This window comes from Stenotrophomonas sp. STEN029 (assembly GCF_056760015.1).
Map to the genome: position 1 here is coordinate 1 of NZ_JBRREC010000058.1, position 15154 is coordinate 15154.

General features: G+C 65.7%; 16 protein-coding genes. 7 read left to right on the forward strand and 9 right to left on the reverse strand.

Annotation, left to right across the window (positions count from 1 at the left end; translation table 11 throughout):
• The first annotated feature begins 159 nt into the window (after positions 1 to 159).
• Positions 160 to 1290 carry a hypothetical protein gene (locus ACVOLI_RS13150; protein WP_481614755.1) on the forward strand — a complete coding sequence of 377 codons (1131 nt, stop codon included), beginning with the start codon at positions 160 to 162 and terminating at the stop codon, positions 1288 to 1290.
• A 13-nt stretch (positions 1291 to 1303) separates the two neighbouring features.
• On the opposite strand, the gene ACVOLI_RS13155 is transcribed toward ACVOLI_RS13150, so the two are convergent.
• Positions 1304 to 1798 carry a MarR family winged helix-turn-helix transcriptional regulator gene (locus tag ACVOLI_RS13155; RefSeq protein WP_282271784.1) on the reverse strand — a complete coding sequence of 165 codons (495 nt, stop codon included), beginning with the start codon at positions 1796 to 1798 and terminating at the stop codon, positions 1304 to 1306.
• Positions 1799 to 1927: 129 nt separating this feature from the next.
• Here ACVOLI_RS13155 and hppD point away from each other — a divergent pair, with 129 nt between their 5' ends.
• From hppD to hmgA, 3 genes are all read left to right on the forward strand, one after another.
• Positions 1928 to 3037: a 4-hydroxyphenylpyruvate dioxygenase gene (gene hppD / locus ACVOLI_RS13160; RefSeq protein ID WP_481614756.1), complete on the forward strand. Its 1110-nt coding sequence runs from the start codon at positions 1928 to 1930 to the stop codon at positions 3035 to 3037.
• Between the two features lie 101 nt (positions 3038 to 3138).
• Positions 3139 to 3537, forward strand: a complete 399-nt coding sequence (locus ACVOLI_RS13165; protein WP_481614757.1) for an endonuclease domain-containing protein — start codon at positions 3139 to 3141, stop codon at positions 3535 to 3537.
• 25 nt (positions 3538 to 3562) lie between these two features.
• Positions 3563 to 4861: a homogentisate 1,2-dioxygenase gene (gene hmgA, locus ACVOLI_RS13170; RefSeq protein WP_481614758.1), complete on the forward strand. Its 1299-nt coding sequence runs from the start codon at positions 3563 to 3565 to the stop codon at positions 4859 to 4861.
• Position 4862: 1 nt separating this feature from the next.
• On the opposite strand, the gene ACVOLI_RS13175 is transcribed toward hmgA, so the two are convergent.
• Complete coding sequence (locus ACVOLI_RS13175; RefSeq protein ID WP_481614759.1) at positions 4863 to 5411, reverse strand: hypothetical protein; 549 nt, start codon at positions 5409 to 5411, stop codon at positions 4863 to 4865.
• Positions 5412 to 5543: 132 nt separating this feature from the next.
• On the opposite strand from ACVOLI_RS13175, the gene ACVOLI_RS13180 reads away from it, so the two are divergent.
• Positions 5544 to 6140 (forward strand): lectin, encoded by a 597-nt coding sequence (locus ACVOLI_RS13180; RefSeq protein WP_481614760.1) that lies wholly within the window; start codon positions 5544 to 5546, stop codon positions 6138 to 6140.
• Positions 6141 to 6217: 77 nt separating this feature from the next.
• Complete coding sequence (locus ACVOLI_RS13185) at positions 6218 to 7168, forward strand: calcium/sodium antiporter (protein ID WP_481614761.1); 951 nt, start codon at positions 6218 to 6220, stop codon at positions 7166 to 7168.
• Between the two features lie 191 nt (positions 7169 to 7359).
• Here ACVOLI_RS13185 and ACVOLI_RS13190 read toward each other — a convergent pair whose 3' ends face one another.
• Genes ACVOLI_RS13190 through ACVOLI_RS13215 form a run of 6 tightly spaced genes read right to left on the reverse strand, consistent with a single transcriptional unit; the run spans position 7360 to position 13210 of the window.
• Positions 7360 to 7680 carry a Na+/H+ antiporter subunit G gene (locus ACVOLI_RS13190; protein ID WP_405051648.1) on the reverse strand — a complete coding sequence of 107 codons (321 nt, stop codon included), beginning with the start codon at positions 7678 to 7680 and terminating at the stop codon, positions 7360 to 7362.
• Complete coding sequence (locus ACVOLI_RS13195; protein ID WP_231732514.1) at positions 7677 to 7919, reverse strand: K+/H+ antiporter subunit F; 243 nt, start codon at positions 7917 to 7919, stop codon at positions 7677 to 7679. Before ACVOLI_RS13195 ends, ACVOLI_RS13190 begins: the two co-directional genes overlap by 4 nt.
• Before the next feature lie 38 nt (positions 7920 to 7957).
• Positions 7958 to 8464 carry a Na+/H+ antiporter subunit E gene (locus tag ACVOLI_RS13200; protein WP_282271845.1) on the reverse strand — a complete coding sequence of 169 codons (507 nt, stop codon included), beginning with the start codon at positions 8462 to 8464 and terminating at the stop codon, positions 7958 to 7960.
• Positions 8461 to 10005, reverse strand: coding sequence for a monovalent cation/H+ antiporter subunit D (locus ACVOLI_RS13205; RefSeq protein WP_481614762.1), 1545 nt, complete (start codon positions 10003 to 10005; stop codon positions 8461 to 8463). Before ACVOLI_RS13205 ends, ACVOLI_RS13200 begins: the two co-directional genes overlap by 4 nt.
• Positions 10002 to 10382 carry a Na+/H+ antiporter subunit C gene (locus ACVOLI_RS13210; protein WP_282271841.1) on the reverse strand — a complete coding sequence of 127 codons (381 nt, stop codon included), beginning with the start codon at positions 10380 to 10382 and terminating at the stop codon, positions 10002 to 10004. Before ACVOLI_RS13210 ends, ACVOLI_RS13205 begins: the two co-directional genes overlap by 4 nt.
• Positions 10382 to 13210, reverse strand: coding sequence for a monovalent cation/H+ antiporter subunit A (locus tag ACVOLI_RS13215; protein ID WP_481614763.1), 2829 nt, complete (start codon positions 13208 to 13210; stop codon positions 10382 to 10384). The genes ACVOLI_RS13210 and ACVOLI_RS13215 overlap by 1 nt, the downstream gene beginning before the upstream one ends.
• A 408-nt stretch (positions 13211 to 13618) precedes the next feature.
• Here ACVOLI_RS13215 and ACVOLI_RS13220 point away from each other — a divergent pair, with 408 nt between their 5' ends.
• Positions 13619 to 14527, forward strand: coding sequence for an NAD-dependent epimerase/dehydratase family protein (locus tag ACVOLI_RS13220; protein ID WP_481614764.1), 909 nt, complete (start codon positions 13619 to 13621; stop codon positions 14525 to 14527).
• A 73-nt stretch (positions 14528 to 14600) separates the two neighbouring features.
• Here the strand turns inward: ACVOLI_RS13220 and ACVOLI_RS13225 are convergent, their stop codons facing one another.
• Entirely contained in the window at positions 14601 to 15074 is a 474-nt protein-coding gene (locus ACVOLI_RS13225; RefSeq protein WP_481614765.1) for an Mpo1 family 2-hydroxy fatty acid dioxygenase, read from the reverse strand.
• Positions 15075 to 15154 lie beyond the last annotated feature (80 nt).

Sequence of the window (15154 nt, forward strand, 5' to 3'; positions counted from 1 at the left end):
ACCAAAACAACACCCAAACCACAAACACCCCCCCCCCCCCCCCCCCCCCCCCAACCCCCCCCGCGCCATCGCCCCATGGGAGGGGGTTAGGCCACAGCCGTCATCTTCATTTTGTTCGCCCGCGGCCGCTAACGAATCAATCCCTCTGCATCCGGCGCCTTGCCCTCCCTCATCATGCAGCCAGCTGCCAGCCCCGATTCCAGCACCGCAACGGTTGAGCAGGAGCTCGCCAGCACCAATCTGCCTACGGTGGACGAACTGCTGGACGAAAGCGCCGCGCCGGAAGAGTCCGCACCGCCGCCGCGCTATCGGCTGCCGCAGGCCGCAGTACCGCCCAACATCATGTTGCAGTCGGCCGTCATCCGGCTGGTGGAGCAGAAGGAACAGATCGACCAGATAGCGCGCGATGGCTTGCTGGCCGGCCTGTTGCCGCCGGAGTGGAGTGCATCGCCCGGCAACGAACTGCGCGCCTTCGTTGCCAGCGTGGTGCCGTTCGCTTCCGACAACGTGCGTGGCGAAACCATCGCCGCGCGCGTGCCGCTGAAGTTCCTGCTCGGCCACTCGCAGCGCTGGGGCAAGCCCGATGTGGCCGAACCCAATTCCCTGTCGGCCTTCCTGGCCAGCGATGAGCGCGCCAACAGCGGCGTCAGTGACCACGCCGAGGTCATGCTGCTATCGCCGTTGGGGCTGGGCTGGGCGCACTCCGGCCGCAGCCGCGTCGGCTTCCTGCGCGCGATGGGCCTGGAATCCATGGCGGCACGGGTGACGGCGTTGCCTTATCCGGCGCCGGAACAGCTGGCGCTCTACCAGGTCAACAATGATGGCCTGACCCAGTTCTGGTGCGTGATGGACAAGCGTCGGCTGCGCGCGCTGCCGGTGCCGGCCCTGTCGCTACCGTTGCTGACCGCTTACGGTGTCGCTGCGCCAGAAGCATGGCCGTCCAACTGGCCGGCGCCGGCCGACGTTGGCGCGGAGTTGGCGTTGGCGCGGATGGGTAAAGGCACTGCCGAAGTCGATCTGGTCAAGCTGGTGGACAAAATCAGACGTGACCAGGCCAACGATGCCTGGACCGGCGCCAGCCTCATGCAGCTGCACACGTGGGTGCCGCGCTGGCGGTTCTTCCTGACCTCGTTCATCGGTCTGCCGGCCGGCCTGTTGCTGCTTGCAGCATTGGCGTTGCCCGGCCGCGTGGAAGCGGCGGCGGTGGCGGCGGCATTGGGTTTTGCAGGTGGTGCGATCGCGGCCCTTGCCGCGCCGTGGATCTATGCGCGGCGCAAGCACCTGAGTTGATCGTCGCTGACGATCAACCCTCGTTCATGCGCTGCAGGCCGGCATCGGCCAGGCGCGTGATCAGGCGTTCGAGTACCTGTTCCTCGTCCTCGGTGAGCGCTGACATCAGGCGCCGTTCCATCTCGATCACCATCGGCGCGATGGTCTCGTAGACCTCGAAGCCCGCGGCCGAAAGCGCCAGCACCGAACGACGACGGTCATCGCCATGGGTCTCGCGTTTGATGAAACCGCGCTCCAGTAGGCGGGCCACGGCGCGGCTGACCGCCACCTTGTCCATTGCCGTGCGCTCGGACACTTCACTGGCCGAGGAGCCCGGATACAGCGCCAGGATGGTGATCACCCGCCATTCGGGAATGGCCAGGCCGTAGCGCTCGCCGTACAGCCGGGCGATGTTGCCGCTGACCCGGTTGGACAGGACGCTGATGCGGTAAGGCAGGAACTGCTCAAGATCCAGCAACACGTGCGAGGCGCGGATGCTGGTGGACTTGCTGTAATCGGAAGAGCTCATGCTGCAGTGCACCTTGATGGTGGTTTCATGTGAAACTATAACCTTCGGTCCAGACCCGCTTTTTTGGGGCGGATCTTCCTGTTTTCATCGCCGGTACCCCGGCGACCGCCATGCTCCCGGAGGCAACCCATGAACACCCCTACTGCATCCAACGCGCCCAACCTGGGCATGCAGGTCACCACCTTTGAAAACCCGATGGGCATCGATGGTTTTGAGTTCGTCGAATTCGGCGCACCGGCGGGGCAGGCTGCCCAGCTGCACGCGTACTTCAAGAACATGGGGTTCACGGCCGTCCTCCGCCACCGGCAGCGTGCTATTACCGTCTACCGTCAAGGCGGCGTCAACTTTCTTGTGAACGAGGAGCCCAACTCGTTCGCTGCCGACTTCGCCGCCAAGCATGGTCCTAGCGCCTGCGGCTTCGCCATCCGCTTCCAGAAGCCGGCCGCCGAGGTGCTGTCAGCGGCCCTGGGCAACGGCGCCGAGGAAGTGGATCTGCTGGCGGATACCCGCGCGGTATCGGCGCCGGTGATCAAGGGTATCGGCGATTGCATGCTGTACCTGGTGGATCGTTACGGCGGTGCCGGAAGCATCTACGACACCGACTACGAGCCGATCGAAGGCGCCGACCAGAACCCGGCCGGCTTCGGCCTGACCTTCATCGATCACCTGACCCACAACCTGTACCTGGGCAACATGCAGCAGTGGTCGGATTACTACGAGCGCCTGTTCAACTTCCGTGAGATCCGCTACTTCGACATCAAGGGGGCAAAGACCGGCCTGGTGTCCAAGGCGATGACCGCACCGGACGGCGTCGTGCGCATCCCGCTCAACGAGTCGTCCGACCCGAAGAGCCAGATCAACGAATACCTCGACGCCTACAAGGGCGAGGGCATCCAGCACATCGCCTGCTTCACCGACAACATCTACGACACCGTCGAAGCGATGCGCGAGCAGGGTATTGAGTTCCTGGACACGCCGGACACCTACTTCGACGTGGTCGACCTGCGCATCCCGAACAATGGCGAAGACGTTGAGCGCCTGCGCAAGAACAAGATCCTGATCGACGCCGACCCGGAAACCAAACAGCGCAAGCTGCTGCAGATCTTCACCAAGAACTGCATCGGCCCGATCTTCTTCGAGATCATCCAGCGCAAGGGCAATGAAGGTTTTGGCGAAGGCAATTTCCAGGCCTTGTTTGAAAGCATCGAGCGCGACCAGATGGATCGTGGTGTGCTGTAAGCGCTGAAGCAGCGTAAGACAAAGCCCCTCTCCCCTCGGGAGAGGGGTTGGGGTGAGGGCGAAGCTGCTAAAGATCATGAAAGGCGCAAGGAGGCCGCTTCATGAGCTATTGCAGCAAACCACCATTACCCACGGTTACTCTGGGGCGTGCCCGCAGGCTTCGCCGTAATCTGACCGACGCCGAGCGCAAGCTCTGGAACAGGTTGAGGAACGGCCAGCTGTGTGGGTTGAAGTTTCGCAGGCAGCATCCGGTTCCGCCGTATATCGTTGATTTTTACTGTGAGGCCAAACGGCTGGTAGTAGAGCTGGATGGCTCACAGCACAATGAAGACGTCGATCGCGTGCGCACTCGCTTCCTGGAGCAGCAAGGTTTGACCGTATTGCGCTTCTGGGACAACGATGTGCTGCTGCAGGTGGATGCGGTGCTGGTAGCCATTTTGATGATGGCTGAAAGCCTTACCCTCACCCCAACCCCTCTCCCGGAGGGAGAGGGGCTTTGAACGCAACAACACAGGCAGGTTCGTGATGGTCAGCAACGCTTATCAATCCGGCTTCGGCAATGAGTTCGCCACCGAGGCTGTGCCCGGCACCTTGCCGGTGGGTCGCAATTCGCCGCAGCAGGTGGCGCACGGGCTGTATGCCGAGCAGCTGACCGGCACCGCCTTCACCGCGCCGCGCGGCAGCAACCGCCGCAGCTGGCTGTACCGCATCCGCCCGGCGGCGATGCACGGTGAGTTCACTCCGGTCGAGCAGCCGCGCCTGCACAGCGATTTCAGCAAGGCGGCGGCCTCGCCGAACCAGCTGCGCTGGGACCCGCTGCCGCTGCCCACCGAGCCCACCGACTTCATCGATGGCCTGTACACGATGGGTGGCAACGGCTCGGCCGAAGCGCATACCGGTGCCGGCATCCACCTGTACGCCGCCAACGCCGACATGCGCGGCCGCTACTTCTACAACGCCGACGGCGAGTTGCTGATCGTGCCGCAGCTGGGTCGGCTGCGCCTGCGCACCGAGCTGGGTGTGATCGAGATCGAGCCGCAGCAGATCGCGGTGATTCCGCGCGGCGTGCGCTTCGCGGTCGAGTTGCCGGACGGGCAGGCACGCGGCTATGTCTGCGAGAACTTTGGCGCGCTGTTGAAGCTGCCCGACCTCGGCCCGATCGGCAGCAACGGCCTGGCCAATCCGCGCGACTTCGAAACCCCGGTTGCCGCCTATGAAAACCTCGACGGCCAGTTCGAGTTGGTCGCCAAGTTCCAGGGCCGCCTGTGGCGCGCCGATATCGGCCACTCTCCGCTGGACGTGGTTGGCTGGCACGGCAACTACGCGCCGTACCGCTACGACCTGCGCCACTTCAACACCATCGGCTCGATCAGCCATGACCATCCGGATCCGTCGATCTTCCTGGTGCTGCATTCGGCCAGCGATACCCCGGGCACCAGCAACCTGGACTTCGTGATCTTCCCGCCGCGTTGGCTGGTGGCGCAGAACACCTTCCGCCCGCCCTGGTTCCACCGCAACATCGCCAGCGAGTTCATGGGCCTGATCCACGGTGCCTACGATGCCAAGGCCGAGGGCTTCGTGCCGGGCGGTGCGTCCATGCACAACTGCATGACCGGCCACGGTCCGGATGCGGCCACCTTCGACAAGGCCTCGCACGCGGACCTGTCCAAGCCGGACGTGATCACCGACACCATGGCCTTCATGTTCGAGACCCGTGGCGTGATCTGCCCGACCGAACAGGCAATGGAGGCCGCGCACCGCCAGCGCGGTTACCAGGCCTGCTGGAGCGGGCTGCGCAACAACTTCACGGCGCCCAAGGCCTGATTCAGGCCGGCAGCGGTGCTGGCTCCAGCACCGCTGCCAGGTGTGTTTCGGGCAGCACTTCCTGCAAGCGTCCACGCACGCGCTGGGCATAGCCGTCCGAGGTCATTGCCGGCAGGTGGCTGAGTGCCAGCTTCAGCGCCTGCACGGTATCGCCTTCCTCGCGCGCTGCCTGCACAAGCTTGTGCAGCTGTGCGGCAGTAGGGTTGCGTTGCAGCGCGAGGATATCCAGCACATAGATACGCGCTGCGACCATCGAACGGCGCCGCTCCACCACTGCGCGTGGCATGGCGGCGGGCGATGCGGTCGCCTCGGCAAGCGGCTTCGCAGCCGGACTTGTCGCCGGCGGTGCTGGTGGGGATTCCACCTGCAGATAGCCATCACGCTGCAGTTGTGCGATCAGTTCGGGCACGTCGTTGCCCAGCATGCCGCTGAGTTCGGCCAGGCTGCGCTTGCCGTCGCACAGGATCAATGCCCGCCGCTGGCGCAGGTCCAGCGCGGCGCGGTGCGTCTGCAGCACGGTGTGGCCAAGTTCGGTCTTGTGCGGTTGCATGGGCGTTGGGCACGGGCGACGTAGGCGCCCAGCCTGTCGCCGGCAAGTGAAACCACGATGACAGCCCGGTCTTCGCGTCTGCCATGCAGGGATGCCGCTAGACTCGGCCGCGGACCCGCCTGGAGCTGTCGCATGAATCGCATTGCCCTGCCTTTGTCACTGTTTGCCGTGCTGTTGGTGGCCTGCCAGCGCACGCCACCGGCTGAGCCTGCAACCGCCGAGCCGGCTGCGGCTCCAGCACCTTCTGCGGCGCCCGCCCCGGCCCAGGTCGCGCCCGTTGCAGCCAGCGATGCCGATTGGCAGGGCTATGGCGCCGCACAACTCGGCATCGATGCCGAGCAACTGCGCGCGGCATGGACGGGCGAGCTGCAGGGCGATACCGCGGCCGACGGTGGCTGCTATTACCTGTCGCCGGCCGCACACAGTGAGGGCGGGCCGTTCTTCATGCTGGAAGAGGGCAAGTTCGTGCGCTATGACATACGCGGTGGCGATACCGCCGCGCCGGGCGGCGGCAGGATCGGCATGGACCTGGCCCAGCTGCAGGTGCTTTACCCACAGGCCGAGCCGCTGCAGCCGCACAAGTACGTGGAAGGCGGCAAGGTGCTGCGGGTGCCGGCAACGGATGGCAGCCAGGGCGTGCTGGTGTTCGAGCTGGGTGCTGATGGCAAGGCCACGCTCTGGCGCGTGGGCCTGCCGCCGCAGGTGGATTACGTGGAAGGCTGCGGCTGATACCCTGCTGCGGCCACAGGCGATAGCGCGGGTACGCTCCCGGCACCGCCGTCATCACTGCAGGGGAGGGAGGCGCAATGTTCGAAGCTATCGCATGGTTTGTCCTGGGGCTGGTGCTGCTGGCCTTGGGCGGTGATTCGATCGTCAAGGCTGCCTCCGGCCTGGCCCAGCGCTTCGGTGCCTCGCCCTTCGTGGCTGGCTTGTTGCTGGTGGCCTTCGGTACCTCCCTGCCGGAGCTGGTGGTCAATGTCCGCGCCTTCGCCGTGGGTGCGCAGGAGCTGGCGCTGGGCAATGCGGTCGGCAGCAATATCGTCAATGTCGGCCTGACCCTGGCCTTGGCGGCGCTGGCGTTCCCGCTGATGGTACGCACCCGGCTGTTGTCGCCGCTGCTGGTGCTGCTGGCGGTGGCGACGCTGGCCTTGATCGTGTTCGGGCTGGATGGCGCGATCAGCCGAATCGAAGGCATCGTATTGCTGCTTGGCTTTGCCGGTGTGCTGGCGTTCCTGTTGAAGCGTGCACGGCATGAGCCGGCGGCACTGCAGGAAAGCATCGTTGACTACGCCACCACCCGTACCGTGCTCGGGCTCAACATCATCCGTGTCGTCATCGCGGCGGTGGTGCTGTACTACGGTGCGCGTTTCGTGGTGCAGGCGGCGCCGGTGATTGGTGCGGGCTGGGGCATGTCGCCGTTGCTGGCAGGTTTGTTGCCGGTGGCTATCGGCACTGCCTTGCCGGAAGTCGCCGCGGCCATTGCCGCTGCACGTCGCGGGCAGGGCGACATGGTCGTAGGCCACGTGATCGGCTCCAGCCTGTTCAATGTGCTGGTGGTGATCGGCGGCATGGCGGCACTGCGGCCGATGCCGTTGCCGGCCTCGTTCGTGCGCCTGGAGTTGCCGGCGGCAATCGTGTTCGTGCTGATGCTGTACCCGATGCTGCGCGGCGACCTGAAGGTCAGCCGCGGCGAAGGCGCGGTGCTGTTCATCGCGTTCCTGGCGTGGGTAGGCCTGGAGCTGGCACTGCTGCGCTGACGCCGCATCTGTAGTGCCGAGCCATGCTCGGCATGAGGCCTGTGCGGTAACGCCCTGTAGTGCCGAGCCATGCTCGGCTGGAGCCTTACCGGGAAAGCTCCTGCCGAGCATGGCTCGGCACTACAGGGCGTTACCGCACAGGCCTCATGCCGAGCATGGCTCGGCACTACAGGTGGAGCTTGTACCCGGCCCTACTCCTTCGGCGGCTCGGGCCGGCTTTCCATCATCAGCGACAGTGCGGCCTTGGCCATCAGGTGGGCGCTGATCGGTGCGGTGATGAACAGGAACACGGTGATCAGCAGCTCGCGTGGCTGCGGGTCCTGGCCGAGGAAGATGTGGTACGCCACCGAGCACACCAAAACGCAGCCCACGCCCAGCGTGCTGGCCTTGGTCGGTGCGTGCAGGCGTTTGAAGAAGTCGGAGAAGCGCACCAGGCCGAGTGCGCCGACCAGGATGAAGAAGCAGCCGAAGGCCAGCAGCGCCGACAGCGCGATCTGCAGGAAGGTGATCATTCGACGATATCCCTGCGCAGCACGAACTTGCTCAGCACCACCGTGCTGCAGAAGCCGAGCATGGCGATGATCAGTGCGGCCTCGAAGTAGATGGCCGAGTCCAGGTACATGCCGAACAGCATCAGCTCGGCGATGGCGGTGACCGACAAGGTGTCCAGCGCCAGGATGCGGTCTGGCACGGTCGGTCCGCGCAGCAGCCGCCACAAGCCCAACAGCATGGCGATGCCGACCACGTGCATGCACACGATCAGGGTGGTTTCGAATATCTGGTAACCGTTCACGGGAAGATCTCCATCAGCGGCGCTTCGTAGCGGCTCTTGATCTCGTTGATCAGGGCGTTGGCATCCTCAAGGTGCAGCACATGCACCAGCAGGTGGCGGCGGTCCTCGGACAACGCCGCCGACACCGTGCCCGGGGTCAGGGTGATGAAACTGGTCAGCGCGGCGATGCCGTGGATGTTGGCGATATCCAGTGGTACCCAGATGAAGCCGGGCTTGAGCTTGTGCTCGGGCCCCAGCACCTGCGCGGCCACGCGCAGGTTGGAGACCAGGATGTCCCACAGCACCACGGCCAGCAGCTTGGGTACCGGCCGCAAGCTGCCAAGGCGGGCGAACTCGCGGTCCAGGCGCGCGGCGAATAGCGGGATCACGGTTCCAAGCAGCATGCCCAGCAGCAACTGGCCAAGGTCGAAGCTGTCGGACATCAACAGCCAGAAGGCGACCACGGTGATCGACAGGGCGGGCGACGGGAAGACCCGGCGCAGCAGGGGGCGACGTTCGCTCATGGCTGCCTCATCTGCGGCGTGGTGCCGCGTACGTCATGCAGGTACTGATCCGGCGCCAGCAGCTGCGTGGCGATGGCATCGGTCTGGCGCATCAGCGGCCCGGCGAACACCGTCATCAGCACCACATAGCCGAGCAGCAGGCAGGTCGCGGCGGTTTCGAACGGGCGTGCCGGGGCTTCGACCGGCTCTGGCGCAGGCACGCTGTCATCGTCGCCGGGCACATGCCAGAACAGGCGGATGCCGGTGCGCGCCAGGCCCATGATCACCAGCAGGCTGCTGACCAGCACGGCGCTCCAGACCACGGCGGTATGTGCTTCCGGCACGGCTGAGAGTAGCGCCGCCTTGGCCAGGAATCCGGCCAGCGGCGGCAGGCCGGCAACGGCCACCGCACCGACCAGGAACAACAGGCCCGGCACGGTCTTGCCCGGCAGTACGGTGAGCTCATGCTCGCGGCGGCGGTCGGCCTGCTGGCGACGGCGCCGCATCAGGTCGGCGATCAGGAACAGCGCAGCGGCGGCGAAGGTGCTGTGCGGCAGGTAATACAGGCCAGCGGAGATGGTGCCGGTGCTGCCCAGCGCGAAGGCGATGAACAAGGTCGCCGCAGACACCACCACCAGGTAGGCCACCAGCACGCTCATGCGGGTGGCTGCCAGCGCACCCAGCGCGCCAACCACCAGGGTCGCGATGCCGGCCCACAACAACCAATCGCTGCCGTAACCGCTCAGCGCGCCAGCATCGGCATCGAACCACAGTGAGGTCACCCGCAGCACCGAGTACAGGCCGACCTTGGTCATGATCACGAACAGCGCTGCGACCGCGGCCGGCGCACGTGCATACGACTCGGGCAGCCACAGGTACATCGGCAGCAGCGCGGCCTTGGAGCAGAACACCAGCAGCAGCAAGCCCAGGGCGGCCTTGGCCAGCTTCAGGTGCGAGGGTGGCAACTCGACGATGCGCTGGCTGATCTCGGCCAGGTTCAAGGAACCCAGGGTGGCGTAGAGCATGCCCAACGCGATCAGGAACAGGGTCGAGGCGGTGACGTTGAACACCACGTAATGCAGGCCGATGCGCATGCGCAGGCCACGCCCGCCGGACAGCAGCAGCCCGTAGGAGGCGATCAGCATCACCTCGAAGAACACAAACAGATTGAAGATATCGCCAGTCAGGAAGGCGCCGTTGAGGCCAACCAACTGGAACTGGAACAGCGCGTGGAAATGCGGCGCGCGCCGGTCCCAGCCGGTGCAGGCGTACAGCAGGCAGGCGATGGCCAGCAGCAGGGTGGTGAGCAGCATCCAGCCGGCCAGGCCATCAGCCACCAGCGCGATGCCCAGGCGTGCCGGCCAGTCACCGAGCAGGTAGGCCGAGATCTGGCCCTGGCTGGTCTGTGCGAACAGCAGTGCTACCGCCACGGCCAGGGCAGCCATGCTGGCCCAGGCCACCGTGCGCTGCACCTTGGGGCCGTAGCGGCGGTGTTCGATGAACAGCGACAGCGCGGCGCCCAGCAGTGGAATCAGGATCGGCAGAATGACCAGATGATTCATGCGCCAGCCTCCGGCTTGGCCGCTTGCTCAGCCGGCAATTCGGGCTCATGCGCGTCGACGTGGTCGCTGTGGTTGTCGCTGCGGCTGCGCATCGCCAGTACGATGCTCACCGCGGTCATCGCAAACGCAATCACGATGGCAGTCAGCACCAGCGCCTGCGGCAGCGGGTCGGTGTAGTGCACCAGGCTGGTGGCCACGCCGTCCTTGAGCACCGGCGCCTTGCCGGTGACCGGCCGCCCCGCGCTGAAGATCAGCAGGTTGGTGGCATAGGACAGGAAGGTCATGCCCAGGATCACATCGAAGCTGCGCGCGCGCAGTAGCAGGTAGACGCCGATGCCGGCCAGTACGCCGATGGCGCTTGCCAGTGCCAGTTCCATCAGTGCATCTCCCCGGTGCGTGCCGAACGGCGGTGGATATCGATTTCGCCGTTGCGGGCATTGCGGGTGCGCGAGGGCTTGATGGTGCCCATCATCGACAGGATCAACATCACCCCGCCAAACACCACCAGATAGACGCCGGTGTCAAAACCAATCGCACTGGCCAGCGGCACGGTGCCGATCAGCGGCAGCTCCAGGTCGAGGTGGCCACTGGTCAGGAACGGTACGCCGAACAGCATCGAGGCCACGCCGCTGAGCAGGGCGATCAACAGGCCCAGGCCGATGCAGCGGATGTAGTCGAAGCCGAAGCGTGACTCCACCGACTCGGTGCCCTGGATCACGTACTGGATCAGCAACGGCACCGCCAGCACCAGGCCGGCGACGAAGCCGCCACCAGGCGCGTTGTGGCCGCGCAGGAACAGGAAGATCGACACCGTCAGCGTCAGCGGGAACATGATCTGGGCCAGATCGGCCGGCACCGGCAGCTTGATCGGTGGGCCCGGCATGATCTGCTCCGGCGCCATCCGCGTGCGCCGCAGCATCGCGTGCACCACCAGCGCGGCGATGCCGAATACGGTGATCTCGCCGAAGGTATCGAAGCCGCGGAAGTCGACCAGGATCACGTTGACCACGTTGTGGCCATAGGCCTCGGGCAGCGAACGCAGCAGCATCTCGCCGGACATGGTGTTGGGCGGCAGCGTCATCAGCGAATAGGCCAGCGCGGCGATGCCGCCGCCGGCAAGGATGGCGAGCAGCGCATCGCGGCGCTTGCGCCAGCGCGAGTGCTCCGGCGGCGACTGTGCGGGTAGGTAGTTCATGCCCAGCAGCATCAGTACCAGCGTCACCATCTCCACCATCAGCTGGGTCAGGGCCAGGTCGGGCGCCGACAGGAACACGAAGGTCAGCGCCACCATCAGGCCGGTGCCACCCATCACGATCACCGCCAGCAGGCGCTGCTGGTACAGGAACAGCCCGGCAAACGCGCAGGCCAGCATCACCAGCCACAGTGTCCAGCCCAGCAAGGGCATGGACTGCGGGGCCGGCCACACCGGCATCACCGGATTGGCGATGTAGGGCGCAGCAGCGACGATCACCGCTACCAGCACCAGCGCGAACAGCATGCGTTGCAGGCTGCCATTGGCCAGCACGGTGGTGACGCGGTGGGCGAAGCCGAACAACGCGTCCAGCCCGCGATGGAACAGGTGTTTGCCGGTGGGGCGGTTGCGCGCGGCATACAGGTCGGTGAAGCGGCGCAGGCCGAAGTACAGCGCCACACCGCCGACCACGCCAATCGCGCTCATCGCCAACGGCAGGTTGAAGCCGTGCCAGACCGACAGGCTGTACTCCGGCATCGCGGTGCCTAGGATCGACGCCGCTGCGGTCTGCAGCACCGGCGCGATGGTCAGCGCCGGGGCGATGCCGACGGCCAGGCAGATCACCACCAGCACTTCCACCGGCACCTTCATCCAGCGCGGTGGCTCATGCGGCACCACCTCGATGTCGACCGGGCCCTTGCCGAAGAAGGTGTCGTGGACGAAGCGCAGGCTGTAGGCCACGCCAAGGATGCCGGCCAGCAAGGCGGCGGCGCTCATCGCCGAGCGCATCCAGTCCGGGCCCTGCGTTGCCAGTGCCTCGGCGAACAGCATTTCCTTGGACAGGAAGCCGTTGAGCAGCGGGATGCCGGCCATCGCCAGCGAGGCGACGATGGCCAGCGCGCTGGTGATCGGCATCAGCCTGCGCAGGCCGCCGAGCCTGCGCATGTCGCGGGTACCTGTCTCGTGGTCGATGATGCCGGCGGCCATGAACAGCGAGGCCTTGAAGGTGGCGTGGTTGAGGATGTGGAACACGCCGGCCACCACCGCCATCGGCGTGGACAGGCCGAACAGCAGGGTGATCAGGCCCAGGTGCGAGATCGTCGAATAGGCCAGCAGGCCCTTGAGGTCGTGCTGGAAGATCGCATTCCAGGCGCCGATCAGCAGGGTGAGCGCACCGATGCCGCTGACCACGTAGAAGAACAGCTCGGTGCCGGCCAATGCAGGGTGCAGGCGCGCCAGCAGGAATACACCGGCCTTCACCATCGTCGCCGAGTGCAGGTAGGCCGAGACCGGCGTCGGTGCTGCCATCGCATGCGGCAGCCAGAACTGGAACGGGAACTGCGCGCTCTTGGTGAAGATGCCGGCCAGCACCAGCAGGAGTGCCCACGGATACAAGGCGCTGCTGCGGATCAGGTCGCCCGAGGCCAGCACCACATCCAGGTCGAAACTGCCGACGATGCGGCCGATCAGCAGCACGCCGGCCAACAGCGCCAGACCGCCGCCGCCGGTGACGATCAAGGCCATGCGCGCGCCCTCGCGGGCGTCCTTGCGGTGCGACCAGAAGCCGATCAGCAGGAATGAACTGATGCTGGTCAGCTCCCAGAACACCATCAACAGCAACAGGTTGCCGGCCAGCACCATGCCCAGCATCGCGCCCATGAACAGCAGCAGGTAGCTGTAGAAACGCCGCGCGCTGTCCTGCGCCGACAGGTAGTAGTGCGCATACAGCACCACCAGCGCGCCGATACCCAGTACCAGCCCGGTGAACATCCAGGCCAGGCCATCCAGGCGCAGGCTGAAGTCCAGGCCGATCTGCGGCAGCCACTGCCAGCTGTTGCGGACGATCTCGCCATCGAGCACGGCCGGGCTGACGCTGCCGAGCAGGGCCAGGCCGAGTACCGGTGCCGCTGCTGCTGTCCATGCGGCTGCACTGCGCGACAAACGGCCATTGAGTGCGATGGCCGCTGCCAGCAGAAAAGGCAGCGCAAGCAGTAGCAACAGGACTGGCGTCATGTAGGGGCGCGGTTCAGAAAGGGGTTTTGCAGTCTAACAGGCGATTTTTTCGATCCGCGACTTTTTCTGAATGATCCGTTCGGGTTGGCTCGCTGGAGCCAGTGCTGCCAGTGGCTCGGGCTGAAAAACGCGAAAGTGCGGCGGACTTCCAGGGTTCCCGCTGATCCGCAGCGGTAGGCCGGAAGCTTGTGGGAGCGGCGTGAGCCGCGAAGCTGACGAACCTTCTGCCGCGGCAACAGCAACGGCGCACGTCCAAGGCACCCCTCCCCAACCCTCCCCTTGCCTTGCGGCAAAGGGAGGGGGCAAATGCCGCGCTCCCACAACCGCTGCTCCCACATTTCCCACAAAACGGCGCTCAAGCCCGGTGACGGCTGCGGAATCAGTAGGGCTTCGCCTATCCTTCCACCCATGGAGAACGACATTCGCGGCGAAGCGGGCGGTAAGCGCGCGCTGGTATTTGGCGGCAGTGGTCAGATCGGCAAGCGCTTGCTGGCAAACCTGGTGGCGGCCGGCTGGCAGGTAACGGCGGTGACCCGGCAGACGCGTGAGCCCATCCCCGGGGTGACGTGGCAGCTCGGCGATCTGTCCAGCACGAATCTGGCAGATCAACCCCTGGACGCGGTTTTCAGCTGTGGTCCACTGGACCACTTTGCGCGCTGGTATGCAGCATCGAGCATCGATGCACCGTGGGTGGTTGCGTTTGGCTCGACCAGCGTGGACGTGAAACAGGATTCGTCCGAGCCGGCCGAACGCGATGTCGCGCGCCGTCTGCGCGAAGCCGAGCGGGTGTTGTTCGACAGCGCTGCGGCACGCGAGGTGTCTGCGACCGTGCTGCGGCCAACGCTGGTCTACGGCGCCGCTGGCGACAAGACCCTCACCAAGATCGCGGCCCTGGCCTCCCGCACCGGCTTCTTTGTGTTGCCGGCCAATGCCACTGGCTTGCGCCAGCCGGTGCACGTGCAGGATCTGGCCGATGCGGCGATGCAGGTGCTGGTGCACCCGGCCACGGCTGGCAAGGCTTATGCCTTGGGCGGCGGCGAGGTGTTGGCCTATGCCGAGATGGTGCGGCGCACGCTGGCGTGCCTGCCGGCCCGGCCACGCCTGCTGCGCGTACCTGCACCGCTGTTCAAACTGGCCCTGCGCCTGGCCCATGCTGGCGGGCGGCTGCAGGGCATGAATGCGGCGGCGTTGGCGCGGATGACCGAGCCGCTGGCATTCGATCTCGAACCGGCGCGCCGTGATTTCGGCTACGCGCCGCGCGCCTTCGTCGCCGAGGCGGAGATGTTCAGTGCGCCGCCGGGATCAGCACAGGCATAGCCTGTTCGCCGGAGGCGTGTTCCTGCATGCCGGGTCAGGTAGGCAGATGGTGCGGCGGATGTATCCGCCGCACTCAGTAGCGCCAGCCGAACTGCCGGAACAGCTTGGACAGCACCCAGATCGGGCCGATCAGCAGGTAGGTCAGGTCGGTGAGGAAGCTTGGCCGGCGGCCTTCGATCTTGTGGCCGATGAACTGCGCGATCCACGCCACCACGAACACGCCGATGGCGAGGTAGAGCAACGTCTGGATGCCGAGCCGGTCTTCCAGCAGCCGGCAGATGCAGCCGAACACGAAGAAGATGATCAGCATGCCGATGCCCAGCGGGCGCGACAGGCGGTTGTAATAGGCCCAGGTGCCGAACATGGCGAATGCCGCCCAGATGCCATGCTGGAACCACGGCAGCAGTGGCGGGATGCACCACAGCATGGCAATCACCGACCACAGGATCGCCGGCACGGCGAACACGTGGATGGCCTGATTGGTGTGGTTGACGTGATCGCCAGAGTAGCTGGCGAAGTAACGATCCACTGGACGCGCAATACTCATTCCAACTCCCTCCCGGGTTGACTGGCAGAGCATAGCGCGGCTTCCCTACGGATGCGCACGGTATACGTGCGCATCCGTGA